The organism is Cohnella luojiensis (assembly GCF_004564235.1).
Lineage (GTDB): Bacteria > Bacillota > Bacilli > Paenibacillales > Paenibacillaceae > Cohnella > Cohnella luojiensis.
In genome coordinates, this window is sequence record NZ_SOMN01000006.1 from 1 (window position 1) to 25,478 (window position 25,478).

General features: G+C 51.3%; 18 protein-coding genes. 4 read left to right on the forward strand and 14 right to left on the reverse strand.

Annotated elements, in window-relative coordinates:
- Positions 1–639: 639 nt before the first annotated feature.
- The 4 genes from E2980_RS06820 to E2980_RS06835 all read right to left on the reverse strand — a co-directional run bounded on the left by E2980_RS06820 (position 640) and on the right by E2980_RS06835 (position 5,421).
- Positions 640–1,536: an IS3 family transposase gene (locus E2980_RS06820; protein ID WP_167747016.1), complete on the reverse strand. Its 897-nt coding sequence runs from the start codon at positions 1,534–1,536 to the stop codon at positions 640–642.
- Positions 1,537–1,568: 32 nt separating this feature from the next.
- A complete protein-coding gene (locus E2980_RS06825; protein WP_135151403.1) occupies positions 1,569–1,892 on the reverse strand; it encodes a transposase in 324 nt (107 codons plus the stop codon).
- A gap of 319 nt (positions 1,893–2,211) precedes the next feature.
- Complete coding sequence (locus E2980_RS06830) at positions 2,212–2,790, reverse strand: zinc-ribbon domain-containing protein (RefSeq protein ID WP_167747017.1); 579 nt, start codon at positions 2,788–2,790, stop codon at positions 2,212–2,214.
- A gap of 585 nt (positions 2,791–3,375) precedes the next feature.
- The gene (locus E2980_RS06835) at positions 3,376–5,421 is read right to left on the reverse strand and encodes a beta-galactosidase (protein ID WP_135151405.1); all 2,046 of its coding nucleotides are present in this window, start codon (positions 5,419–5,421) and stop codon (positions 3,376–3,378) included.
- A gap of 120 nt (positions 5,422–5,541) precedes the next feature.
- Between E2980_RS06835 and E2980_RS06840 the strand changes: the two genes are divergently transcribed.
- A complete protein-coding gene (locus tag E2980_RS06840; RefSeq protein ID WP_135151406.1) occupies positions 5,542–6,369 on the forward strand; it encodes an AraC family transcriptional regulator in 828 nt (275 codons plus the stop codon).
- Here E2980_RS06840 and E2980_RS06845 read toward each other — a convergent pair.
- The 6 genes from E2980_RS06845 to glgB all read right to left on the reverse strand — a co-directional run bounded on the left by E2980_RS06845 (position 6,366) and on the right by glgB (position 14,969).
- On the reverse strand, positions 6,366–7,070 hold the full coding sequence (locus E2980_RS06845) for a DUF1361 domain-containing protein (RefSeq protein WP_135151407.1): 705 nt from the start codon (positions 7,068–7,070) through the stop codon (positions 6,366–6,368). The two genes, E2980_RS06840 and E2980_RS06845, sit on opposite strands and share 4 nt — an antisense overlap.
- Positions 7,071–7,254: 184 nt before the next feature.
- A complete protein-coding gene (locus E2980_RS06850) occupies positions 7,255–9,258 on the reverse strand; it encodes a glycoside hydrolase family 15 protein (RefSeq protein WP_135151408.1) in 2,004 nt (667 codons plus the stop codon).
- A 16-nt stretch (positions 9,259–9,274) separates the two neighbouring features.
- Positions 9,275–10,702 carry a glycogen synthase GlgA gene (gene glgA / locus E2980_RS06855; RefSeq protein WP_135151409.1) on the reverse strand — a complete coding sequence of 476 codons (1,428 nt, stop codon included), beginning with the start codon at positions 10,700–10,702 and terminating at the stop codon, positions 9,275–9,277.
- Between the two features lie 17 nt (positions 10,703–10,719).
- On the reverse strand, positions 10,720–11,832 hold the full coding sequence (gene glgD, locus E2980_RS06860) for a glucose-1-phosphate adenylyltransferase subunit GlgD (protein ID WP_205699939.1): 1,113 nt from the start codon (positions 11,830–11,832) through the stop codon (positions 10,720–10,722).
- Entirely contained in the window at positions 11,829–12,995 is a 1,167-nt protein-coding gene (locus tag E2980_RS06865; protein WP_135151410.1) for a glucose-1-phosphate adenylyltransferase, read from the reverse strand. Before E2980_RS06865 ends, glgD begins: the two co-directional genes overlap by 4 nt.
- 69 nt (positions 12,996–13,064) lie before the next feature.
- Positions 13,065–14,969 carry a 1,4-alpha-glucan branching protein GlgB gene (gene glgB / locus E2980_RS06870; protein WP_135151411.1) on the reverse strand — a complete coding sequence of 635 codons (1,905 nt, stop codon included), beginning with the start codon at positions 14,967–14,969 and terminating at the stop codon, positions 13,065–13,067.
- Positions 14,970–15,294: 325 nt separating this feature from the next.
- Between glgB and E2980_RS06875 the strand changes: the two genes are divergently transcribed.
- Positions 15,295–16,410, forward strand: coding sequence for an AI-2E family transporter (locus tag E2980_RS06875; RefSeq protein WP_135151412.1), 1,116 nt, complete (start codon positions 15,295–15,297; stop codon positions 16,408–16,410).
- Positions 16,411–16,534: 124 nt separating this feature from the next.
- On the opposite strand, the gene araA is transcribed toward E2980_RS06875, so the two are convergent.
- The 4 genes from araA to lacZ form a co-directional block, all read right to left on the reverse strand.
- A complete protein-coding gene (araA, locus tag E2980_RS06880) occupies positions 16,535–18,019 on the reverse strand; it encodes an L-arabinose isomerase (protein WP_135151413.1) in 1,485 nt (494 codons plus the stop codon).
- A 210-nt stretch (positions 18,020–18,229) separates the two neighbouring features.
- On the reverse strand, positions 18,230–18,469 hold the full coding sequence (locus E2980_RS06885; RefSeq protein WP_135151414.1) for a DUF3892 domain-containing protein: 240 nt from the start codon (positions 18,467–18,469) through the stop codon (positions 18,230–18,232).
- 102 nt (positions 18,470–18,571) lie between these two features.
- Positions 18,572–20,761, reverse strand: coding sequence for an alpha-galactosidase (locus E2980_RS06890; RefSeq protein WP_135151415.1), 2,190 nt, complete (start codon positions 20,759–20,761; stop codon positions 18,572–18,574).
- 61 nt (positions 20,762–20,822) lie between these two features.
- A complete protein-coding gene (gene lacZ / locus E2980_RS06895; protein WP_240702916.1) occupies positions 20,823–23,945 on the reverse strand; it encodes a beta-galactosidase, LacZ type in 3,123 nt (1,040 codons plus the stop codon).
- 118 nt (positions 23,946–24,063) lie between these two features.
- Between lacZ and E2980_RS06900 the strand changes: the two genes are divergently transcribed.
- Positions 24,064–24,882, forward strand: a complete 819-nt coding sequence (locus tag E2980_RS06900; protein WP_135151416.1) for an AraC family transcriptional regulator — start codon at positions 24,064–24,066, stop codon at positions 24,880–24,882.
- Positions 24,883–24,948: 66 nt separating this feature from the next.
- Positions 24,949–25,389: a MarR family winged helix-turn-helix transcriptional regulator gene (locus E2980_RS06905; protein ID WP_167747018.1), complete on the forward strand. Its 441-nt coding sequence runs from the start codon at positions 24,949–24,951 to the stop codon at positions 25,387–25,389.
- Positions 25,390–25,478: the final 89 nt, after the last annotated feature.

Here is a 25,478-nt window from a genome sequence, read left to right on the forward strand (position 1 = left end):
AGTTACTTTGTCACGGGGCTTCAACCTTAGGATCTCTCCACCAGTTGCCCGTCAGCTACGAGGCGACTTGGCTCTTACCTCGACCGGACTTTCACCGGCTAGTTGTGCCTAGCTTGACTAGGCGCGCAAATAAGAAAAACCGTCAGGGCCTGACGGTCTTTTGGGTGAAGGATATTCGAAACTTTAGCGAATAAGACGAAGGCATCGTGAACGAACTGATACAAAATTAGACGTTTGCCTTTGGCGAGAGTTCCAACTTAGGTCATCGTATGCCGTATTACTAACGTTCTAGAGGTGACCGGCTTACCGGTTGCCTAACAATCGTAACGGAAATCCCAGCCGTTGCTGCCTTGGAATGAAAAAACCGGCTTCGTCGTCCTTCTGACGGCAGTATACGTTTATATCGAGCGAGGCCGACCGAGTCCACATCTTCATTTCTAGTTGTAAAATATACACTAAGGAACTCAATACTCACTCGTTTGAAGAAACTAGTTGCAGAAAATACACTTACATCCTTCAATATTCTGATATTCGGGCTCCATTCATTCAACTAATTGTATTTTCGGCTAGGCCCCTTAAATCTGGAGTCTGCCCCGTAAAACACGTTGGTTGGTTAGCGTAGATGCTTTTTTCTAGGGTTTACACCGCTTTGTAAAATTTCGAGCGATCTTCAAGCTGCATAACCCATCCATGGAACTTTACCGGAGGCATTTTTCTCAGACTTCCATGCATTCTGCGGTTATTGTAAAAATCCATGTACTTGTCCAACTCGAAATAAGCTTCTTCAAATGTCTCGAATGACATCTTTGAGAAGAGATTACTCTCAAGGATACTGTGAAATGACTCAATATAGGCGTTCATATTCGGTGTGCGTGGTGGGATTCTTTCATGTATAATGTCGAAGCTTTCACACGTATCTCCGAATAGTGTGCTAACGAACTGTGGGCCATTGTCGGTTCGTATGATTGGAAGAGGTTCTCCTGGCTCCACACGTTGTCGCATCGTCCCTATCAACGTCTGGACAACATGCTTAGCCTCACACACATGCCCCCTGTACTGGCCGACGACTATACGATCAAACACATCAATGATGCTAAACACGAAAAAGAACCTTTCCCGCCCAGCAACATAACCGTACTTTATATCTGCTTGCCACAACTGATTCGGACCCGTGATAAGATGATTTCTTGCCAGCCTGCGCGGATGCTTGGGTTTCGTAATACGTTGCTTTTGCAAGATGCCGAGCTCCTGACAGAGCCTGTAGGACTTCTTCTTATCTAAAATCAAACCATACTTGTCTCGTAGACATTGGGCCAGCAATTTGTATCCATAGACGTGTTCTTCGCCTTCTAGGAGCTCGAGTAACCACTCCTGGATTTGCTCGTCACACACCTGTTGTCCAGCTGTTGTGAATGAGTAGCCTGGGCAAGGGCGGCCTCTTTGGCCGCTTGGAGTTTGGCTATTGGGCAGCATGTCTTTTTTCTTTCGAGCATAGTAGGTTGATTCAGCCAAACCTATGATGCGTAAGACCAGCACTGCTGTTTCACCCCGCTCAATGAACTGGCTGGCTATTTCGTACTTATCGTCTGAGCGGGGTTCTTCTTTTTTAGCAGTTCACGCAGAATTTCAATCTCGAGTTCTTTTTCGCCAAGGATCCGGACTGCCTTGTTGTACTTCTCCTTGACCTCTTGAAGACGTTTCAATTCCTGAATCTGTTCATCGGTAGAAGGGATCTGGTCATGTCCGACTTGATCACCATATTCTCTGACCCAGTTACGGATCGTCTCTGGATGCAATTCATACTTTCTGGCCAATACAGCAATCTTGACTCCGGATAATGCTTCCCTAACAATCTGCATTCTTTTTTCCTCAAACACTTTTCCTGACTGCACATTGTCCGCCTCCCCTATACAAACAGTCTATTAAATTGGGGGGCAAGACTCCAGTTTAATTAGGGGGCCGTGGAGTTTTCTGCAATTAGATTCGGATAGGTTGCCTTTTCCTTCAAACTAACTGACTATTTTACACTTAGTTTTTTCCGATGATTGCGGGGCTACGGGTTGCGGGGGTGCTATTAGCCGACGTTGGTGGTTGGTGGTTGGTGGTTGGTGGTTGGTGGTTGGTGGTTGGTTAATTTTATACTTTCTTATATGTAAAAAAAGACGGCCCTCAGTCTAAAGACTAAGGAAACCGTCTTCCTATTCTTATCGTTTACCTCGTCGGCTGTCCGCATGCCGGGCAATAGTGGCTATCCGCATAGAGCGGCGTGCTGCAGCTATTGCAAATCTGACGATTGTCGACGTGGGCGGTTGGCCTCGCCTCTTCTTCCTCGCTTCCCGCGGCCCGGTCTTCCGCAACCGTATCGCCAGGCACGTAAGGATCCATCTGAACTGGCGGCTTATCGAATACTACCGGTTCGGGTTCGGGCTCGGGGAACGGGTGTCCGCAAGAAGGGCAGAACCTCGTATCTTCCGGCAAACGCTTGCCGCAAACGCAATCCTTCTCGTTGCGGATCGCCTTGATCCGATCGTCCAGCACGGCAATCTCTTCGCGGATAGCGGTGATCTCGTTGCAGCGAGGAAGCACCTTGGACTCCGCCAACGATAGGTCATTCGACAGGTAGCCTTCATATACGGATTCGCCTATTATCGCGAACAATTTGTCGATTTCTTTGCGTTTGCCGGAAATTTGCGCGTTCAGTCTCGTTACTTCCACGGTCTGTTGCGCCTTCTCGGTGGCCGTCGTTACCCCTTTGCTTACCGTATCCGATATTTTTTTGAAAATACTCATATAACTACACTCCTCTCTACTGCTTATTATCTCATACGGAACTTCATTAAACATAGTTCCATAATCCTTAATCGCCGCAAGGGGAATTTTGGAAGGTTAATCCAGAAAAAATAAGAAAAACCGTCAGGGCCTGACGGTCTTTTGGGGTGGAGGATATTCGAAACTTTAGCGAACAAGACGAAGGCCTCGTGAACGACCCGATACAAAATTAGACGTTTGCCTTTGGCGAGAGTTCCAACTTAGGTCATCGTATGCCGTATTACCAACGTTCTAGAGGTGACCGGCTTACCGGTCGCCCAACTCCAATCGTAACGGCAATCCCTGCCGTTAACCGTTCCGCCGGCTTGCCTAACTCCAATCGTAACGGCAATCCCTGCCGTTGCTTCCTTGGAATGAAGTAGGGCAGGGATTTATACTTTCTGATAGGTCAAGCATAAACGGCTGTCGCCGTCCTTGGGATGGCGGCATAGGTTTATGTCGTAGACGATTCAGAAATGAATAACGTAATTTTATACATTCTGAATCGTTAAGAAAACTCCTTGACGCCCGAATAGGCGCGCGCAAGGAGTTTCTACACCAATCGCTTTATGCGTCTAATTTAATGATTCGTAAGTCCCGGCCGGGAAGTTCTATATTTCCGCTTAAGGACTTATCCGTCAAGAGATCTACTCCGCTCTGCTCGCCTAAGGACACCTCGGATACTTCCGCGTTGTGGTTCAGCACGAATAAGTAGCTTACGCCGTCTTTCTCGCGTACGGAAGTCTCGATTCCGACCGACGCTGAAGCCACCAAGGGCTTAATACCGCGGGAAGCGCATAATTTCGGAAGCCACTCTTGCAGGAAACCCGCTTCCGGGCTTGTCGCCACGTACCAAGCATTCCCCGCTCCGAAACGATTCACCGTCAGGGCAGGCATCCCTTTATAGAAATCCTCTCCATACGCCGCAACCACTTCCGCTCCCTCGGAATGAATCAGATCGCAGAGCATTCCGCAGCCGTATGATTCCTTAAGCCATCCCGCCGATGAATTCATGACGATCTGATTGCTCTGCGTCGGAAGGAGAGCGTCGATTTCCTCCGACCAAATTCCCAGCAACTTCCGCAGCTCGCCTGGATACCCGCCAAGCGTGACGATGTCGTTCTCGTTGACGATTCCGCTGAAGTAAGTGGTAATGAACGAACCGCCATTTTCCACGTAGCGCTCCAAGCGCTCGGCAACACCCGGCTTGACCATGTACATTACCGGAGCCAGAACAAGGTCGTAACCGCTCAGGTCCGCATCCACTCCGATAACGTCAACGGCTATATTCGCCCGATAGAGAGAATCGTAATACTTATGGAGCTCTTCGACGTATTTCAGTGCGATTGTCGGTCCGCTGGACAGCTCTACCGCCCACCAATTATCCCAATCGAACAATATCGCGACCTTCGCCTTAACCCGGGAATCCAGCAAAGAGTCGCTTAACTTATACAGCTCCGAGCCAAGCTCGGCACACTCCCGGAAAACCCTTGTATTCTCGTGCCCGACATGCTCGATGACCGCACCGTGATATTTCTCGCAAGCGCCGATCGAACGTCTCAATTGGAAGAACATGACCGTATCGGCACCGCGGGCAACCGCTTGGTAACTCCACAACCGCATAACGCCGGGACGCTTCAAGGAATTGTACGGCTGCCAATTCTGCTGGCTCGGAGTTTGCTCCATCAGCATGAATGGTTGACCTTCCTTGAGTCCGCGCATCAGATCATGCATCATGGCCGTATAGCTATGCGGCGTATCCAAAGAAGGATAGTTATCCCAAGATACGACATCCAGGTGCTTGGCCCACTTGTGGTAATCCAGCTCCTTGAACGCTCCCATCAGGTTCGTCGTCACGGGGATGTCCGGAGTATGCTTCTTGAGCGCGGCGTACTCTAGTTTATAGCATTCCAGCAAGCTATCTGATTGGAAGCGGCAATAGTCCAGCGAGATGCCTTGGAAATTCGTCGCCGTGCGTCCGTTCCAACCTCTCCATTCCTCGCTAAGGGAATTCGGAGGAACGATCTCGTCCCAATCGTAAAAGGTATGGCCCCAGAAGCTTGCGTTCCATACGCGATTGACGGTTTCGATCGACCCATAACGCTCTTGCAGCCAAACCCGGAAACCATCCGCGCAATTATCGCAATAGCAATAGCCGCTATACTCGTTGGATACATGCCAGATGAGCAGCGCCGGGTGATTCTTGTAACGCTCCGCTAATTTTTCAGCCATAAGCGCGGAATATTTGCGATAGGTTGGACTATTCGAGCAAGAGTTATGGCGACCGCCGAATTTGCGCTTTCGTCCGTCGAAATCCACTCGCAGCACGTCCGGATATTTCTTCGCCATCCATGCCGGATGCGCCGCCGTGCTCGTCGCCAAGCATACGCCGACCCCGTCCCCGTGCAGCTTGTCCATCACTTCGTCGAGCCAGCCGAATTCATAGGTTTCCTCATTCGGCTGATTGTTCGCCCATGCGAATACGTTTAACGTCGCCACATCGATTCCCGCCAGCTTGAACATCCGCAAATCTTCGTCCCATACGGGCTTTTCCCATTGATCGGGATTATAATCTCCGCCGTACCAAATTTTCGGTTTATTTGAGTTAATCATGCGAACACCTCATGGTTACAATGTGGTAAAATGTCATATCTGCTTATATTATAGATGCAATCAATACGCCATCCTATATAATAATATAGAAATTGCATATAACAATATGGAGGTTTCACCATGATGCGAAGAGCCGTATTTCCCACGCCGTCCGAATCCTTGCCGCTGCAGATGGAGACGATCGGCTTTAACCCGGAACAGGAGCATATCCAGCGCCCCGAGGGTTATCCCTGTTTTCATTGGCTGCAGACGATCGAGGGCGACGGCGAGCTTAACGTACAAAACAAGATTTTTAAGCTGCCAGAACGCTCCGGCGTACTTCTCCATCCCGGCGTCCCCCATTTCTATTATGCCAAGAGCCCCATCTGGAAAACCGCGTACGTCACATTTACCGGAACGATGGCTGCAAACCTTGCGATCGATCTGCACGGGGCGTTCTCGGACAAAATCCAATGGGACCGGAACGACGACGAGATCACGCAACAGCTAGAGCGCATCCTTCAACTGGCCGAGTCCGGAGCGGATGCGTCAGGCTGGAAGAGCTCGGCTGAATTGTATCGGTTCTTAACGCTGCTCAAAACAAACGGAAGGAAGAACCACCTCCCCTCCCTGTCCCGCCGTTTGGAGCGAATCCAACAACTTCTCGATTGGCTGGAAAAAGAATTTGCCAACCCCGATATGGGATTGGCAATGATGGCTGAGCAATTAAAGATCGGCGAAAGACAGCTGAACGAGAGGTTTAAGGAACTGTTCGGCCAGACGGCCTACGCTTATTTGATCCAGCTTCGGCTTCGCAAAGCCAAGGAATGGTTACCCGCCCGGACGGATTGGACGGTGCGCCAGATCGGGGAAGCGGTCGGTTTCCGAGATGCAAGCCATTTCGTTGCCACCTTCCGAATGAAGGAAGGGATGACTCCGGAAAAATACCGGCGTCTCCACGGATCTTAATGCTCCGCGCGATTGCGGCCCAGTATGAAGAGGGAAACGTAAATAATCAAGATCAATGTGCCGAACAAGATCGTAAAAATGGCTGCATCCCTGTTAATGCCCTCGATAATTCCTTCGATTAAGCGGAACGGGCTGAACAGAACATCCCAGCTGTTTAACCTGACGACTCTTCCTAGATAAACGCCGAACCCGCCCAAGAACGACACGATGACAACGAACGATACGCCCGCCCCTTGATTGAGATAGTGGCTGACGATGGAATGAAAATGTCGCATGGACAAATATCCCAGCATCAGTCCGCACCAGGAAAACAAAAAGAACAACACGAGATCGAACCATAATAATAAATTTCTATCGTAATTCTTCCAGCTGTAACTATCGCTATAAATCAAATGGATGAAGTCCGTGGTTAAATACGGCGCGTTCGGATAAAGAAGCAACCAAACAATCCCTAATAGGACAAGCCCGAACGTTAAATTCTTACCCCAAGCGACTCGCGTCAACACGAGAGCGGACATGGAAACGAGCAATGGCAACCATGCGAGAAATAAATTCCACAACAGAAACTGATACTGCATATAATCCATCTGATAAGCTCTCACGGCGATGAGAACGGCACATAAAACCGAAGTTGCGGTCAAGACGTAAAATAAAGGATCGACGATCGGCTTGGCGAATGCGGGTACCTCGGGTTTCATCATCTCAATTCTCCTAACGCGGTTTTAAACCTGTATATTTTGATACATATAGTATCACTCATTCCTATTTTATACTATAAAAAAAGAAGCGCTCCCCGTCAATTCGCCGGAAGAACCACTTCTTAACCCGTTTTTATCAAATAATAGCCGCGTAAAAAAGGAGCTGAACTCGTCAGCTCCTCACGTATTATGACAATGGTACACCGAAACCCTTGCTGCCCAGCTGAGATGGCGACGTCAACTGCTCGAGCTTGCGCACGTATTTGCATACCGTCGAAACGTATGTCGCGTGCGACCAAGTCAACGGAGCAACCGAAAGCGGCTCGCCACTCTCCGGGTGGACTTGCTCGGGAAGGTTGCCTCCGGGCAGCGCGAACGTCGTCGCCTTCTCCAGCGTCCTCTTCGGCTCGGCAAGGTCTTCCGGCGTCTTGGCCGTCTCGATCTGGAAGTTTGCTACCCACAAAGTACAAATGATCCAAGGATTTCCGGGCACCTTATCGATATCGTCGGATTGTCGGAAGTAATAGTCGTTCGTGTACCTCGCGATGCCCCCGACCTCGGTATGGATGCGGAGTTTCTCCGAAATCGTCTGCATCGTGCGGGTGACCCGTTCGTCTTCCGCGGGGAAGACGCCGAATTCGAACAATCCGAACAAGCTGCTCTCGATCGTCATGTCCTTCACCCATCGTCCGTCTTGAAACATAAGACCTCGCGCGTAACGTCCGGCTTCCTCATCCCATAGATGCGTTACGATTCCTTGTTTGATCTGCTCCGCCACGACCCGATATTGATCGCTGCGGTCGTAATCCCCGAAGAGGTCGGAGAAATACGCCGCGGCCATCAAACCCCCGTACACGGAAGCGACCGTATAAGTCCATATTCCGTACCGCTCTTCCCAAAGGTCATAACTTGGCTTAGGCAAACCAAGATCCAGCTCCATGTATTCGCACAGGAATGCCGATGCTTTCCGGATCAACGTGCTGTATAAGGCTTGCGGAAGCTCGATTTCTCCATGGCGCGCATAGTCTTTCCACAGGGCGTACAGCACGAGCGCCGTCTCGTCTTCTTGGATCGGCAGGCGCGGAACGCCTTGCACGACGTAGGGATGCCAACTGGAGCCCACCGTGCCGTCCGGATTGTATTTATGGTGCAGGTAGCCTTCCGGAGAGAGATTGCGCCCGCAGAAGTGGAAGAACGGCGCGATCGTTCCGTGATAGCCGGCGAGCGACATCGCATCCGCGATAAGCGCTCCGTCCCGCGGCCACATGTAGCTGTAATGATCCCGGTTGTATTGCAGAATATCGGTATCGTTCGCGGCCATGATGGCTCCCCGTTCATCGATCTGCGTCCTGACGATGAGCAGGCTGTGCTTGAACTGACGAATAACGTGCGCAGGCAAATCGCCGAAGCTATTCCCCACCCTCGACAGCCAATGATTCCAGTAAATAACGATGCGGCTAAGCAGTTTCTCGGGATGGCTCTCCTGCACGTATTGATCGAGCCGCTTCACTTCTTCCATATCCGAGCCGACGGACATCCAATAGTAGATCGTCCTCTCGTTGCCGGGAGGCACCATCGTGCGGAAACTGATCGTGCTGTCTACCGAGCCTTGGGAGATGGAATTGCCCATCAGCTCGCCGTCCTCCGCGTCCCTCCATGTCCCTTCCGCGGACTGGAATCTCTTGATTCCCGTGGAGAATTGATAAATGCCGCCCCTCTCCGATCTTCCGTTGAACATAAAATAGGAGGAACGCTTGTAGTGAAAGAGAGTACGGTTAGCCGGGTAGAACGCCGCCGTATCCCCGACCTCATTACCGTCGATCATCAGGTCATGGTGGAAGAATACCCGGACATCCTTCTCCGTATCGCCCAGATTACGTACAACGACTCGCTTCAGGTAGATGCACTCCCGTTGGTGAATGCCATCGTTAAGCTGCAGCTCCAACCCTAATCGTTCGTGACGGGCGGTTACATTCGTGACGAGCGAATCGTCGATGTAGCCTAGATCAATGTTCCACTCCGGATCGTCCAACCATGCGAAAGCGCCGTCGCACCAGACGCCGAATCTGCAGGCATGTCCGCCTACGTGGTTTAACTGACCTACGAATGGGAAGTAGACATCGCGAATATAACAATTGCTGTCCAAGTTGACGAGCATTTTCCCATTTCCAATGACCAGATGTCGAGCCATGCCAATCCTCTCCTTCTTAGATGACGAGTTCGCGGTATAGTCGGTAATACAATCTTGCCGAGGCATCCCAGCCGTAATCTTTCTTAGCGCCATTGTCTACGATCTTAATCCAGTGCTCTTCCTTGCCGTAGAAGGACAGCGCCCGCCGAACCGTATAGAGTAAATCGTGCGCGGTAGCCGGACCGAAGGTAAATCCGGTCCCTGTTCCGGTATATTCGTTATACGGCTCCACCGTGTCGCGCAACCCCCCTGTCTCCCGAACGATCGGAACGCTACGGTAACGCAGCGCGATAAGCTGGCTTAAGCCGCAGGGCTCGAACCGGGAAGGCATGAGATACATATCGGAAGCCGCGTATACGCGACGAGCCAAACCTTCGTTAAAGCCGAACCATAGCGCGATCTTATCGCGATGGGCAAGATGCGCTTCTCGCAGCATGGCTTCGATATTCGGCTCTCCCGAGCCGAGGATAACGAGCTGTAGATTCTCCTTCATCAAAGCGGGCATGATGACTCCGATCAGATCAAAGCCCTTCTGTCCGGTCAGTCTCGATACGATCCCGATCATCGGAACGGCCTCATCGACCGGCAAGCCGAGCTCCTTTTGCAGCGCGGTTTTATTCTGATGCTTCTTAGCTATGGAATTCCGGTACGGAAAAGCCAAATGCGGATCGTTCATCGGATCGTAGACTTCCGTATCGATTCCGTTCAGGATCCCCCATAGGTCGTGAGACCTCTGCCGGATTACTCCGTCCAGCTTCTCGCCGTAAGCCTCCGTTTGAATTTCGTAGGCATAGGTATTGCTGACGGTAGACAGCTTGTCCGCAAAGCGAAGCCCTGCTTTCATGCAACTCGCCGAGCCGTAAAATTCAAGGCTGTCTTCCGTAAAGGAATCGTCACCGGTAGCTAACAGATCCTGCAGCAGGTCGCGCGAGAACACGCCCTGATATTGCAGGTTATGGATCGTGAATACCGTTCGGATATCCCGGTAACCCGGCCGATTGGCATATCTGGTCTTGAGCAGGAACGGAACGAGACCCGTCTGCCAGTCATGGCAATGGATGATATCCGGAAGCACGTCCAGCTTGTCCAGCATCTCAAGCACGGCGAAGCTGAAGAAGGCAAACCGTTCCGCCTCGTCCCCGTAGCCATATAAGTAACCCCGCTTGAAATAAAACTCATTGTCGATAAGAAGGAATCGCACGCCATCTACGGTTACCTCCTGAATGCCGCAGTACTGCCTGCGCCAGCCAAGCTGTACTTCCATGACCGCAATCGTGCTAACCGCATCGGCGATCGCCTTCGGGATCTCCCCGTATTTAGGCAACACTACGGTTACGTCCACGCCGCGCTTCGCAAGCGCTTTGGGAAGAGCGCCGACAACGTCGGCAAGCCCTCCGGTCTTCACGAGCGGCATCGCTTCGGATGCCGCGAACATTACCCGCATGAGTCCACCCTTTCCGATTATATGACTTTCCGCTTCAGAGCGATGAACGGCATTTCGGCAGAGCCTTTCAATTGCTGCAAGGCGCGAATCTCGACTTCCTTATCGAGGATGCAGTTTTCAAGGGAACCGTCTTCGCCGACTACGCCATTCTGCATCACGATGCTATTGCGCACGACGGCTCCTCTGGCAATTTTAACTCCGCGGAACAAGATGCTGTTGTATACGGTCCCTTCGATATCGCAGCCATTGGCGATCAGGGAATGCGAGACGTCTGCGCCGTTGCGGTAATGCGTCGGAGGCTCGTCCTTGACCTTCGTGTAGATGGAGCCCGGCTTGAAAAATAGCTCTTTCCATATCTCAGGCTGCAGCAGCTCCATGCTGTGCTGGTAATAGGCGGCAATGTTATTGACGACTCCAAGCACGCCCTCGTGCATGTAGGCGTTCACCTGAAGCTGATTCAAACGCGACAAGATCGAATGACGGACGAAATGATCGCGGCCTTGCGCGAGCGACGTCTCAACCAGGTCAAGCAATAGATCCTTGCTCAGAACGTACATTTCCATGGATACAACGTTGCTGTCCAGCCTGCCGAAATGGTCCTGCATCTCGACTATCCGGCCTGCGCCGTCCACCATTGCCTTCCGGGCTAGACCGGGCAATCCTTCCGGACTTCTCTTGCAAACGACGGTAATGTCCGCTCCCGTTTCCCGATGCTGATCGAGCACTTTGGCAAAATCCACGTTGCAAACCATATGGCTGCGGGAAATGACGACGTATTCCAGAGGGCTGCGGGCAAAATAATCGCGGTTCCGATAAAAATGATATAAATCGCCTTTGCCGAAATCCGTTTGATCCTCCATCGATGGCGGCAACACGAATAATCCGCTCTGCTTGCGATGCAAATCCCAATTGCTGCCCGAGCCCAGATGATCCATGAGCGAACGGAATTTACGGTGCGCGAACACCGCTACTTTCGGAATGCCGGAATTAACCATGGAGGAAAGCGTGAAGTCTATAAGCCGATAACGGCCTCCGAACGGCACCGTCGCCAAGCAACGGTTAGCTGTCAGTGCTTCCATCTCGTCCGCTTCGTGGATAAGATTAACGACCCCCATCATTGGCAGTTTCATACCGGCTCCGCCTCCTTAAGTTCCGCCTCCGGGCGGATCGTTTCCCCGCTGCCCACTACCGCGATATCTTCGGCTTCAACGCTTCCCACCAGACACCCATCCCCAACGACGGCGCCTTCTCCAACTATCGCCCGGATGATTCGGGCATCCTTGCCGATTATCGCGCCCGGCATGAGGATGGAATCCTCGACGAGACTGCCTTCCCCAACCCTTGCCCCATGAAAGAGCACCGAGCGGTTCACTTGGCCTTCTACCACGCAGCCTTCATTAATTAAAGAACCTTGCACTTTAGCGGTGGGAGCAATGTATTGGGCCGGCTGATTCGGGCTCGCGGAGAATATCCGCCAAGATCGGTCGTTCAAGCGCAAAGAAGGCTTATCTTCAAGCAGATCCATATTCGCTTCCCATAAGCTATCGATCGTGCCGACATCCTTCCAATAGTCGTTGAATTGGTAGGAGAACAAGCGGGCCCCGTCTCCAAGCAACGTCGGGATCACGTCCTTGCCGAAATCGTTGGACGATAATCGTTCCGCCTCATCGCGAATGAGCGCCTCTTTCAGAACCTGCCAATTAAACATATATACGCCCATAGACGCTAGATTGCTAGCCGGTTTCTTCGGCTTTTCGGCGAATTCGACGACCCTTCCGTCCTCGTCCACGCTTAGGATGCCGAATCTGCTAGCTTCAGCCCACGGAACGCTAATGACGGCTATCGTCGCGTCCGCGCGATTTTGCTTGTGAGCGTCAAGGAGAAGGTCGTAATTCATTTTGTAAATGTGATCTCCGGAGATGATGAGGACGTATTCGGGATCGTATCTTTCTATGAAACCTAAATTTTGATAGATCGCGTTAGCCGTCCCTTTATACCAAGTACCGCCCTTCTGGCGAACATACGGAGGCAGGACATGCATTCCGCCTTCCCGGCGATCCAGTCCCCAAGGGGTTCCGATTCCCAGGTGCTGGGTTAATACTAACGGCTGATATTGGGTGAGCACTCCAACGGTTTCGATTCCGGAATGCACGCAATTGCTTAGCGTAAAGTCGATAATGCGGTATTTGCCTCCGAAATGTACGGCCGGTTTGGCCAAATCTTTAGTCAGAACGCCTAAACGGCGACCCTCCCCGCCAGCTAGTAACATGGCAATGCACTCATTCTTGCGCATGAACATCACTCCTCCCCTAGTAAAACGGCTTCACCGCCCTAAACGATGTCACGCGTTCGTATCAAGCATTCATCTCTCTGATAGCCATAGCTGGGTGGATAATGCGGGAACGGGAACTTCAATACTGTGAGATTTGCCATGGAGCGGAATCGTCTGGGCGGTAACTCGAATTGGCATTTCCATGCCGCTTCCTCCGTAATCAGCCTCGTCGCTATTCAATAAAAGACGATAACTTCCGGATTGCGACACTCCGATTCGATAAACGGGATGATTCTCCCTTGAAAAGTTGCAAACCGTTACGATGGGACAATCGGATGACTTATCGTTGCGCTGGAACGAAAGCATGCATTGCGAGGCGTTGTTGACGTCAATCCACTCGAAGCCTTCCTGCTTGTGATCGCCCTCCCATAAAGCCCTATGATTCAGGTAAAGGAGATTAAGATCCCTTACATACCGCCGCATGCTGTCATGCAGGGGGTATTGAAGGAGGATCCAATCGAGTCCGGCATAATCCTTCCATTCTTCGAACTGGCCGAATTCACCGCCCATGAACAGCAACTTCTTGCCGGGATGGGTCATCCAGTAACCGTAGAATAAACGCAGGTTGGCGAATTTCTCCTGATAAGTGCCGGGCATCTTATTGAGCATGGAGCGCTTGCCGTGAACGACTTCGTCGTGCGATAGAGGTAAAACGTAATTTTCGGAGAATGCATAGTGAAGAGAGAACGTGATAAGAGAATGGCGGGAAGATCTATGGGCAGGGTCGGTCTCCATATAGCGGAGCATGTCGTTCATCCAACCCATATTCCATTTGTAGTTGAATCCAAGGCCGCCGAGATAGGTAGGCGAAGTCACCCCCGGATAAGAGGATGAATCTTCGGCCATCATGAGGCTCTCGGGATAATAGAGAAAGACGGTTTCATTAAGCTTGCGCAGAAAATGAAGGGCTTCGACGTCCTCGGTTCCGCCGTAACGGTTAACCGTTCGCATCGATTCGGGTTTGTCGAAATTCAATTCGATCATGCTGGCGACGGCATCCACCCTTAAACCGTCGATATGGTAGACATCCAACCAGAATAGGGCGTTGGAGAGGAGAAAGCTTTGCACTTGCGGTTTGCCGAAGTCGAAGGCCAGAGTTCCCCATTGCGGCTTCTCCGCTCGGCGGTAGTCTTCATTCTCGAACAGCGGCGATCCGTCGAAGAGCCTCAAGCCATGGTCATCCTTGCAGAAGTGGCCGCACACCCAATCCAGCAACACGCCGATTCCCCGCTGATGACAGCGCTCGATTAGGATCTTCAGCCCTTCCGCCGGACCGTAGCGGCTTGTTGCCGCATAATATCCCGTTGCCTGATAACCCCACGACCGGTCAAGCGGATGCTCGGTTAGCGGCAACACTTCGATATGGGTGAAACCCATAGAACATACATAGTCGACAAGCTCATGCGCAAGCTGCTCGTAGTCGCGGAATTGCTCCGGAGCGTCCATTCGCCAGGAGGCAAGATGAACCTCGTAGATCAGCATCGGCTTCTCATAGGGCGGATTGACCTTTCTATCAGCCATCCACTCCCGATCCTGCCAGACGTGATGATGAATCGAGGTAACAATGGAGGCGGTATTCGGACGCAGCTCGCTTTGAAACCCGAAAGGATCGGATTTCAGCTGCCGTTCCCCTTTCTCGCCTATGATCTCGTACTTGTAACGGGCGCCTTCGCCTATGCCGGGACCAAACCCGGCCCATATGCCGGTCGTCCCAACCTGCGCCATGTTCACGATGCGATTGTTGCCGTTCCACCCGTTGAAGTCGCCGATGACCGCAACCTCTCTGGCATGCGGCGCCCATACAACAAAACGGACGCCCGTGCTGCCTTCGATTTCCATGGGATGAGCCCCGAATGTACGATAGGCACGAAACAGCTGCCCGGTATTGAACAGGTACAGGTCGTCGGATGAAACCAAAGCCGGCGAAGCCTGCATGCAAAGTCACCTCCCGACGGATAGGGCCTACTGTAGAGCGCAAAATTTAATCTCTAATCATTAACCGCGTTAACTATTTGTTAACATTCCTAACAATTTACACGAAACTTACATTTATTATAGCGAATATTATGAAAAGATTCACCCCATTTTCAAAAAAGTCGTAAGAAAGTTCGCGGTTTCGACTCCACGATTTTCTATGTTTATGACGGATGGGTCATTCGTATTCCCTATGTTATTTTCTTGTTAACGTTTAAATTCAGATCAGGTTGAGTTAAATTTGAATTAACGGGATCGGAAAATCATATCGAGGAAGAGGTTCACTATGCCGCAAGGAAAATGGTTTCGCATCGGTTACGGCTTTATCGTCATTCTGCTCATCGCCTACCTGGCTTCGATGGTTGATTATCTATTCGATCCGATTGGCGCGGCGCTCGCGGCATTGTTCGTTCCCATCGTTCTTTCGGGGATGTTTTACTACATGTTTCGCCCCCCCGTTCGCTTTTTGGCGAGGCGGTTACCGCTTTCGCTGGCGATCGTGATCGTTTATCTGGCCGTGCTCGGGCTTATTTTCTTATTCTCCATGTTGATTTGGCCTCCGATCCGCGAGCAGTCCTTCACTCTCGTACAGAATTTCCCGGACATCGTTAAATCCGTCGGAGATTGGCTTACCTCGATGCAGAAGCATCAATGGGTGCAAGATATCAGCAAGGACGACACCTTCTCGACGGAAAATTTATCTTCCCAGTTGTCGACGACGCTTAAAGATGTATTGAATTCGATTGTCGGAAGCGTCCGAAGCCTATTCAATATGATCATGAACTTCTTCTTGTTGCTCGGGCTCGTTCCGTTTATTATTTACTACATGCTGAAGGACGGGAACAAATTTCCGGCGCTCGTTCTTAGGATGCTTCCCAATCGCTTGCATAACGAGGCGCTTACCACCCTGAAGGAAATCGACGCGTCTATCGGATCGTTTATCTTAGGCAAAGTAATCACCTCGCTCGTCATAGGCACGCTAACCTTCTGCGGATATCTCGTTATCGATCTTCCCTATCCGTTGTTGCTGGGGCTCGTCGCGGCGATTACGAACGTCATTCCCTATCTCGGACCGTTGCTTGCGGCCATCCCTACCGTTATCGTTGCGCTCACGGTCTCGCCGGTCGCGGTGCTGCAGGTATGCGCGATCATCATTATCTCCAACCAGATCGAATCCAATATTATCGGACCCAAGATCATGGGCAAGCAGCTCAACGTTCATCCGCTGACCATTATGTTGCTCGTAATCGGCGCCAGCGCCATCATCGGGCCGATTGGGATGGTCTTCGTCGTGCCCGCGTACGCCATCCTTAAGATCATCGCGATCAGGATCTATAATTTCAACAAGAACAATCGGATAGATAAGGAACCTAACTTGCTGTCACCTCCTCCGAGGATGTGACTATTTTGTTACCATCCCAGCTCCATTTGCCCACGGAAGGCCGAGTTAAGTCGCTTTCGTTACTCCCTCCATGTAAAAACACCCCAATTTCATAAAAAATCGGGGTGTTACGATTAAATAACCTCTATTTCCAAGCCATCTGACTCCAACGAAGCTCGTTGCGGAATTGAACCGGATTCGTGTTCTTGTCGATCACGACGCACTCGATGCCGACGATCTCCGCGAAATCGAGCATTTGCTCGGTCGTAACGGCAAAGGAATATACAGTATGATGCGCTCCTCCTGCCAATATCCACGCTTCCGCTCCTTGTTGCAGCGATGGCTGCGGCTTCCACAGAACGCGCGCGACCGGAAGCTTCGGCATCGCTTTATCGACTTTTACGCCGTCCACTTCGTTAACGATCATGCGGAAACGGTTACCCATATCGACCACGGATACGTTAATCGCCGCTCCGCCCTTGCCGTCGAACACGATGCGGGCCGGGTCGGCTTTTCCGCCGATTCCGAGCGGATGCACTTCGATGCGAGGCTTAGAGGCTGCCAATGTCGGGCAAATCTCGAGCATGTGCGCGCCCAGGACCAGCTCATTGCCCGGCTCGAAGTGATACGTGTAATCTTCCATGAAAGAAGTATCTACTCCGCCGGCAATGATTTTCACCAGGCGCGTAAGCGCCGCCGTTTTCCAATCGCCTTCCCCTGCGAATCCGTAGCCTTGCTCCATCAAACGTTGAACGGCAAGGCCGGGCAATTGCTCCAACCCGTGCAAATCCTCGAACGTCGTCGTGAACGCGGTAAACCCGCCTTCCTCAAGGAACGACTTTAGCGCAAGCTCGATACGCGCTTGATAGGCGATAGCGCTTCGAACGGGACCATCCGTGCGTCCTTCTTCGACGATATCGTATTTATCCGCGTACTCCGCCAGTAGTTCATTTACCGCTTCATCCGACACCGCGTTGACGCGCGCAACGAGATCCCCAACGCCGTAGCCGTTAACCGCCCAGCCGAATTTGATTTGCGCTTCGACTTTATCGCCTTCGGTTACAGCCACTTGCCTCATGTTGTCTCCGAATCTGGCTACTTTCAATTGACGGCTTTCCGCATAGGCCGCCGCCGTTCGAACCCATCCGCCGATGCGGCCGCGAACTTGCGGATCCTGCCAATGGCCGACAACCACCTTACGCGCGATTCCCATGCGGGCGCCGATAAAGCCGTACTCCCGATCCCCGTGCGCGGCTTGATTCGTATTCATGAAATCCATATCGATCGATTCCCAAGGGATATCGCGGTTATATTGCGTATGCAGGTGAAGAAGCGGCTTGCGCAGCTCGGTCAAACCGGCGATCCACATCTTTGCCGGGGAGAACGTATGCATCCACGTGATAATGCCCGCACAGGACTCATCGGAGTTCGCCTCGATGCAGATTTTACGGATTTCTTCCGGAGTCTTAACGACCGGCTTAAATATAATCGGGAATGGAATGCTAGTATCGCTTGCCAACCCTTCGGCCATTTCCCGGGAGTGGGAAGCGACCTCCTCCAACGTCTCCGGACCGTAAAGATGCTGGCTGCCCGTAATAAACCAGAATACGCAGGGCTTTAATTGCAACATAAGATAATCCTCCTAAGTATGAGTTATGAATATAACTTGTACGTACATGATTACAGACTTATTTTACAGCTACATTAAGCTTATTACAACATAATTAAATGATAATCCCATAAAGTTGTTCCTGAATACGTTCCTAAATGTTCATGTTGTACATACGAGTTATTGTCGCAAAAAAAAGAAACCGCCAATGAGACGGTTTCCGGCTAACCATTAAAACGCAGGCAATTGATCAAGGTTATTTTCCGGTTTTCCATCCGCATTCGAGCGAAGATGTTCATCCCCGTCGCGTCCCTTGAATACGTTCACGTTATCGATTTGATCGTTCTTGGCCATTTGTTGAGCTTCCTTATAGCCTACGACTTGGCCCGATGACAGCTGCAGCTCTACAATATCGCCATCGCCGTTTTTACGAACCGCCACGACCTGCTGTTTACCGCTTTGTTGCTCCACTCTAATCACCTCCACTTTATAGTCTCTGTAGATTAGAAAGAAACCATTCGCCGCGCGCAAAAAAACCCCCGACCAAAACGAGGTCGAGGGCGATACAACGATCTATATGCGATTGAAGCGCCAGACATAGCTCTGGTAATCGCCATGCAGGCTAGGAATCGGCAGCCCTGCGTACATGAGCTGGTCTCCTCCGTATACCGCGCCGTTATCCGCTGCCCGGTACTTGGCGTTCGCGTCCAGACCTTTGAACTTAATCCAATCGAGCGGAGCGTTCGGTTCCGCAAGCACGCGAATATAGGCCGCGAAAGCTTCCGATCCGTCTGCGGCGACCATCATCCAAGCGGCATCGTTCCCTTCGAAGGGGCTGCGCAGACGGTGAAACTCGCCGAATTGCACCAAGTGGCGAACCTCTTTATACTGCCGTACTTGGATTTTCACTTGCTCTTTCTCTTCGTCGGTCATTTGGGTCAAATCCAGCTCATAGCCGAAATTACCCGACATCGCGACATCGCCGCGCGTCTTTAACGACGTCATGCGATGAACCTGATGATTCGGCACGGCAGACACGTGGGCGCCCATCGTGCTGATCGGATAAACCAAGCTCGTCCCGTATTGAATCCTCAATCTGCTGACCGCATCCGTATTATCGCTTGTCCAAGTCTGAGGCATGTAATAAAGCATGCCCGGATCGAAACGGCCTCCGCCGCCGGAGCAGCTTTCGAACAAAATTTGCGGAAACTCGGAAGTAATGGTTTCCAATACGCGATAGAGTCCGAGCATATAGCGATGAGCGGTTTCGCGTTGACGTTCCGGCTTCAATAGAGCCGAACCGATCTCCGTCATATTGCGGTTCATGTCCCATTTTACGTATGTGATCGGAGCCGATCGCAGGACCGAGCTAACCGATTCGATCAAGTAGTCGCACACATCGTCGCGGGACAGATCGAGGATAAGCTGCTTGCGCGCTTCCGTTCTCCGTCGTTCGGGTACATGCAAGCACCAATCCGGATGAGCGCGGTACAGATCGCTGTCCGGCGATACCATCTCCGGTTCGAACCATAATCCGAATTGCATGTCCAGCTTGTTGACGCGAGACGCTAAATCCGCTAAACCGCCCGGCAGCTTGCGGTAATCGACCTTCCAGTCTCCTAGAGAGGAATCGTCGTTATCCCGCTTGCCGAACCAACCGTCATCCAGCACGAACAACTCGATGCCCAGCTCCTGGCCGACCTTGGCTATGTTCTCGATTTTATCCGCGTTGAATTGGAAATAGGTCGCTTCCCAGTTGTTCACGAGTACCGGCCTCGTCTGATCCCTATAAGCGCCCCGGCACAAGCGGCTCCGATAAAGACGATGATAGATTCGCGACATTCCTCCTAGCCCGTCTCCGGAGTAAGCCATGACTAGCTCGGGAGTTTGGAACTCTTCTCCCGCTTCGAGCCGCCATTCGAAATCAAAAGGATTAATTCCCATCGAAACCCGCGTCGTCCGGAATTGATCGACCTCCGCTTGGGCGACGAAGCTTCCGCTATAGACCAAACTAAAGCCGTATGCATCGCCATGATCTTCATCCGCGTTCGGGGAAACCAAAGCGATAAACGGATTGTGCTGATGGCTGCTCGAACCTCTTCGGCTCTCCACGGACTGAATGCCCGGAACTACTTGACGCCTATAAAGATCCCTTTCCCGGGCCCACGCTCCTGACAATTGCAAGAAATGGAACCGATCGTGGCGGAAATCTATGCTGCCGCTTAACGCCCTGAGCAATCGTAAAGTTGTTCCGCCTTGATTGACTAACTTAACGGATCTCGCGATCGCATCATGTCCGGCGAATACGGAGTAGGACAGCAGTACGTGCAGACCGGTTTTCGCGTCCTTAAGCTCCAGCATCAAAGTCTGAGCTTCCTCGTCTTTCTCCGCGTAGGTAGAAGGAAGCCCTTCCAGCTTCGGTTTACCATCCACGATCCGGTGCCCGACATAGGCAAGCTCCGTAATCGTCGACCCATCCTCCAACTGAACTTGATATGCGGGGTGACGAAAATCGCTCGCCCCATAAGCAGGATATTCTTGCGGCAGCGTATCGAAGGAGATCGAACGATCCTCGGGATACGGATTCGGCGAGAAGGACGACCTTTCCTGAAAAACAAGCATCCCCTCCCATGGAGCATCCGAAACTTTACGTCCCCAGTAGACGTGCATGGGAACGCCTTTCTCATTCAATTGGAGAATGTAACTCGCGTTCGGGCTTTGCAAATGAAACAATCGATGTTCCGCGCTATACTTGATACTCATTGTAATCCTCCATTAACACTCATATTGAAGAATAGTAACTCAAATCGTCCCAACGTTCAATTTAACCGATGATTCCTTTCAGCACAAAAGAATAACCGTAAGTCCGATTAGCGAACAAAGTATATTCCGGATGCGTTCTGGCGCCCCAACTGTCATCTCCGCCGACGCCCATTTGCTTGTAATTAACGCGGACAACCGTCTTGTCCGACGATGGAAGCAAGTGTTGGTGGTCGTACTGCTCCAATTCATGAGGAGTATACGGTAAGGCGTTCAGCTCGAATACGGGCGCTCCGCCGATTCTCATTCCCAGCCCGTCTGCGTTCGTTACGGCAGCAAAACGTACTTCCGTCTTATTGCCCGTCTCTTGCGGACGCAAGTACGGAGCGATTTGCTCGTTTACCTTGCCCGAGAACAAGCCTAATCGGGCTCCGCTGCTGCGGTCCCAATAATTCTCGTGAGGGCCTTTGCCATACCAGGCGACCGTATCAAACGAATGGTCCATCTCGAACAGAATCCCGATTTCCGGAATTTCCGGAAGACCCTCGCCTGGATTCAGCTTAAGATTTATTCCGATCTCGCCGTCGCCGCGAATCGAATATACAAGTTGACACGATGAAGCCGGTTTCGTAGGCAGCGAATAATCTACCGTAACTTCAATGCCCGTCGAGACCGCATCCGTAGTAAACTTCGCAAGCTTACGGTTTAATCCCGCTTCCCGCCAGGTCGCGCAGCGTACTTGATGCTGGTTGCCTCTGTCATTGTCGGTATACGCACGCCAGAAATTCGGCGCTGGAGCCTTCTTAAGAAGTTCGATTCCCTTGACCCTATACGACACCAAATCTCCCGTTCCGGTATCGAACCTAACCGAGAAATTCTCGCCTTCCGCGCTCCAGGACCGCGCATCGGTTTTAACCCGTACCGCGGGAAATCCCGAATTCGCAACGACTGCGGCCCTTACGGAAATGGGAAGCACGAATTGTTCGTATGCGATCTCGTGTCCCGCTTCCGCCCAAGAAGTGCCTTGCTTTAAGACGATGCTTAGCGTGAGCACGAATTCATCCTCGATAGACGCTTTGTTCGGATAGGCGCGAGTTAAATCCACGGTTGCCGATTGCCCGGGTGCCGCTTGGACGTCAAGTTTCCCTTCGTTGACGAGAACTCCATTGTTCGTAACTTGCCAGACGAAATCGTAAACGTTCAAATCCGTGAACAGATGGCGGTTCGTCACGACGAACTTGCCATCTTCCATGCTTTCGGCCGTAAACTTGACGTTCTGGTAGCACTTCTTCACTTCGAATAATTTAGGCGAAACCGTCCTGTCCGCGAAAATAATCCCGTTGCCGCAGAAGTTGCCGTCGTGCGGGGATTCTCCGAAATCTCCTCCGTAAGCCATGTGGGACGTACCATCCGGGTTCCGTACTCGGATCGCCTGGTCCACCCAATCCCAGATAAAACCCCCTTGCAGAATGGGGTACTTCTCGAACAAATCGGTGTACTTGGATAGACCGCCGCTGGAATTGCCCATCGCATGGCTGTACTCGCATAAGATGAATGGCTTGCTCGGAGTCGGTCTCCTTAATGCATAAGCCTCGATTTCGTGCGGCTTCGTGTACATCTGGCTCTCCATATCGGAGGCAGCCTCCGACTTGCGCCAATGGAATACCCCTTCATAATGCACCACGCGCGATGGATCCTTCTCCCGAAGGTAATCGTGCATGCGCATGAAGTTATCCCCGCCGAACGACTCGTTACCCAGCGACCAGATGATGACGGATGGATGATTCTTGTCGCGCTGAAGCATCGAGTTGCAACGGTCAATGACGTTCTCCCGCCATTCCGGCTTGCTTCCGGGAACGGTATCCCCTTCTTCCTGTTGGGCGTATTCCCAGGATCCATGGGTTTCTAGGTTGGTCTCGTCGATCACGTACAGACCGTATTCGTCGCACAGCTCGTACCATCTCGGGTTATTCGGATAATGCGATGTACGAACGGCATTGATATTATGCGATTTCATAAGAACGACGTCGCGGATCATATCTTCTTCTCCGAGCGCGCGTCCGGTATCGCATGAGAATTCATGGCGATTTACGCCTTTGAATTCGATACGCTCGCCGTTAATCCGCATGAGTCCGTCCTTGATCTCGAACTTTCGGAAACCGACTTTGCAGCTAATGAATTGAACGGCTTGTCCATCCGCATTATCCAGCCGAAGCACCAAGGTATATAGATTCGGCAGCTCGGCGCTCCATTTCAACGGATTGGCTACGGCTATCGCGCCTTGCACTTCGATTCTCTCGTTAGATCCCGCTGCGACGGCAATTCGAAGAGGCTGCCGCAAAACTTGACTCCCTTGCGCATCATATAGCTCCGCAACCACAGCCATGCTTCCCGCGTCCGCGCCGTAATAATTGACGACAGTCGCGTCTATCCTCAAGTCCGAGTCCTTGAATTGCTCGTCTAAATCAGTATGAATGAAGAAGTCATAGATATGCGTGTCCGGCGCGGTAAACAAATACACGTCGCGGAAGATTCCGCTCATCCGCCAGAAGTCTTGATCCTCTAGCCAGCTTGCGTCGCACCAACGGTATACTTCTACCGCAAGCCTGTTTTCACCCTCGATAAGATAAGGCGTTAGATCAAACTCGGCCGGCGTAAAAGTATCTTCGCTGTACCCGACCAACTCCCCGTTCAGCCACACGTAGAATGCGGATTCCACGCCTTGAAAGCTGATAAACACCGGTTTACCGTTCCAGTCCTGCGGAATTGTAAACGTACGAATATAAGAACCTACGGGATTATACTTCGTTGGCGCGAACGGAGGCTTCAGAGCTTCCGAATCGATCCACGGATACCTGATGTTCGTATATTGCGGGTAATCGTAGCCTTGAAGCTGCCAGTGAGCCGGTACCGCGATCTCGTCCCAGCCGCTATAATCGAACTCGCTCCCGTAGAAGGATTTAATCCGCTTGTCCGGATTTTCGGCGAAGGAGAATTTCCAAGTTCCGTTTAGCGATAAGTAATGTTTGGAAGATTTGCGATCGCCCTTTAACGCTTCTTCCAAGGAGTCATGCGTGATTAAGGTTGCATGCGCATACATTCGGTTAAGTTGGAAAATATCGGGATTGTTGTTCCATTCCGGATATCCGTTCGCGGGCGTGGAGTAAATCCATTTTGTTTTGGACAAGTTGCACACTCCCCATCATAATGTAACTATATTCATATTATAAAATCCTTAACCCCCTATTCATATTCAAACATATTCATATATCTATCAAAATTTGAAAGAGCGAGGTCGATGAACTTTGTTCTCATTCCCCATCGTGACGGAGAAAGATTCGCAGCTCCCGATTTATTTAACCAGCGCCGGCCATTGGGACTCCCAGGAACGAACGAAGAGACCGGAAGGATTCCCCGACTACCAATGGCTTCAAGTCCTTTCAGGTACGGGGGAATTGCGCGTAGGGGACAAGCGATACCTGGTTAAGCCGGGACAAGGATTTTTCCTTTTCCCCCACGAGCCCCACCTGTACCTTCCCGTTTCCGAACCATGGGAGGTTCAATTTATTTCTTTTAACGGCAGTTTCATGTCGTCCCTCATCAGGCAAGCAGGCATAACTAAATCCGGCGTTTACCCGGTCCATTCTCCCGACGGCCTTATCGCGCAAATGAAAAGCATTTACGCTTTGTCCACTTCAGGCCATCCCTTCCTAGGCATGGAATGCTCCAAACTGCTTTACGCCTTCTTGATGGATCTCATGAAAAACGTATGGATGAGCAATCCATCCGTAGCTCACAATCAAATAAAACTTCATCCGGTTACCCTGTTTATCGAAAGCAACTGCCACCGCACGGTCACGATCGACGAGCTAGCCGGATGTATCGGGGTAAGCGCCCAATATCTCTGCCATTTGTTCAAGGTCACCCTAAACATGCGGCCAATGGAATACGTCAATCGCGAGCGTATTCATAAAAGCAAAGAATGGATGTTCCGCGAACCGAGCCTGAAAATGCAAGAAATCGCTGCTCGCGTCGGCTTCGAGAACCCCAGTTATTTCAGCTCCGTTTTCAAGAAATTAGAAGGGATGAGCCCGGAGCAGTTCAAGAAGTCTCATGGCATGTAGCCGGTTGACATTGCATTCCCGTTTGGGTAGGATATAATCAACAAATTGACTTATGGAGCAACCGCTTTGGACAATCAAGATCATTTGCACGGAAGCATCGTCGTGAACATCTTTCGATGCTCTAACCTGCTTGAACGAATCGGCCGGAAATTGGCAGCCGAGGTCGGGCTCACGAGCGTGCATCAGTGGTTCATTCTTTCCGCCTTGTCCGACGGGGATTTATCCTTGAGACAGTTGGGGAAGAATACGCTCGTCACCAAACAGAACATGACGGGCATGATCGAACGCCTGAAGCAGGGACAATTCGTCAAGACGTACGAATGCCAGGATGACCGCAGAATCACCTTGGTTAGCCTTACGGAAAAGGGAAAACAGGCGCTTCAACACCTGGATCGATTCGGAATTACGAATAATGAGGCCTCTTTCGAGCACATTAAGCTCGAGGAACTCTCCTCTTTCAATAAATGCCTGCAGCAATTGATCGACAATATGAACGACGATCATTAGCTCCCCGCCGCTAGGCATATTTAGGCGATTCTATACGGTTATTTAGTCAATATATTGACCATAATGTCATCATTTCCGATATCTCAGTT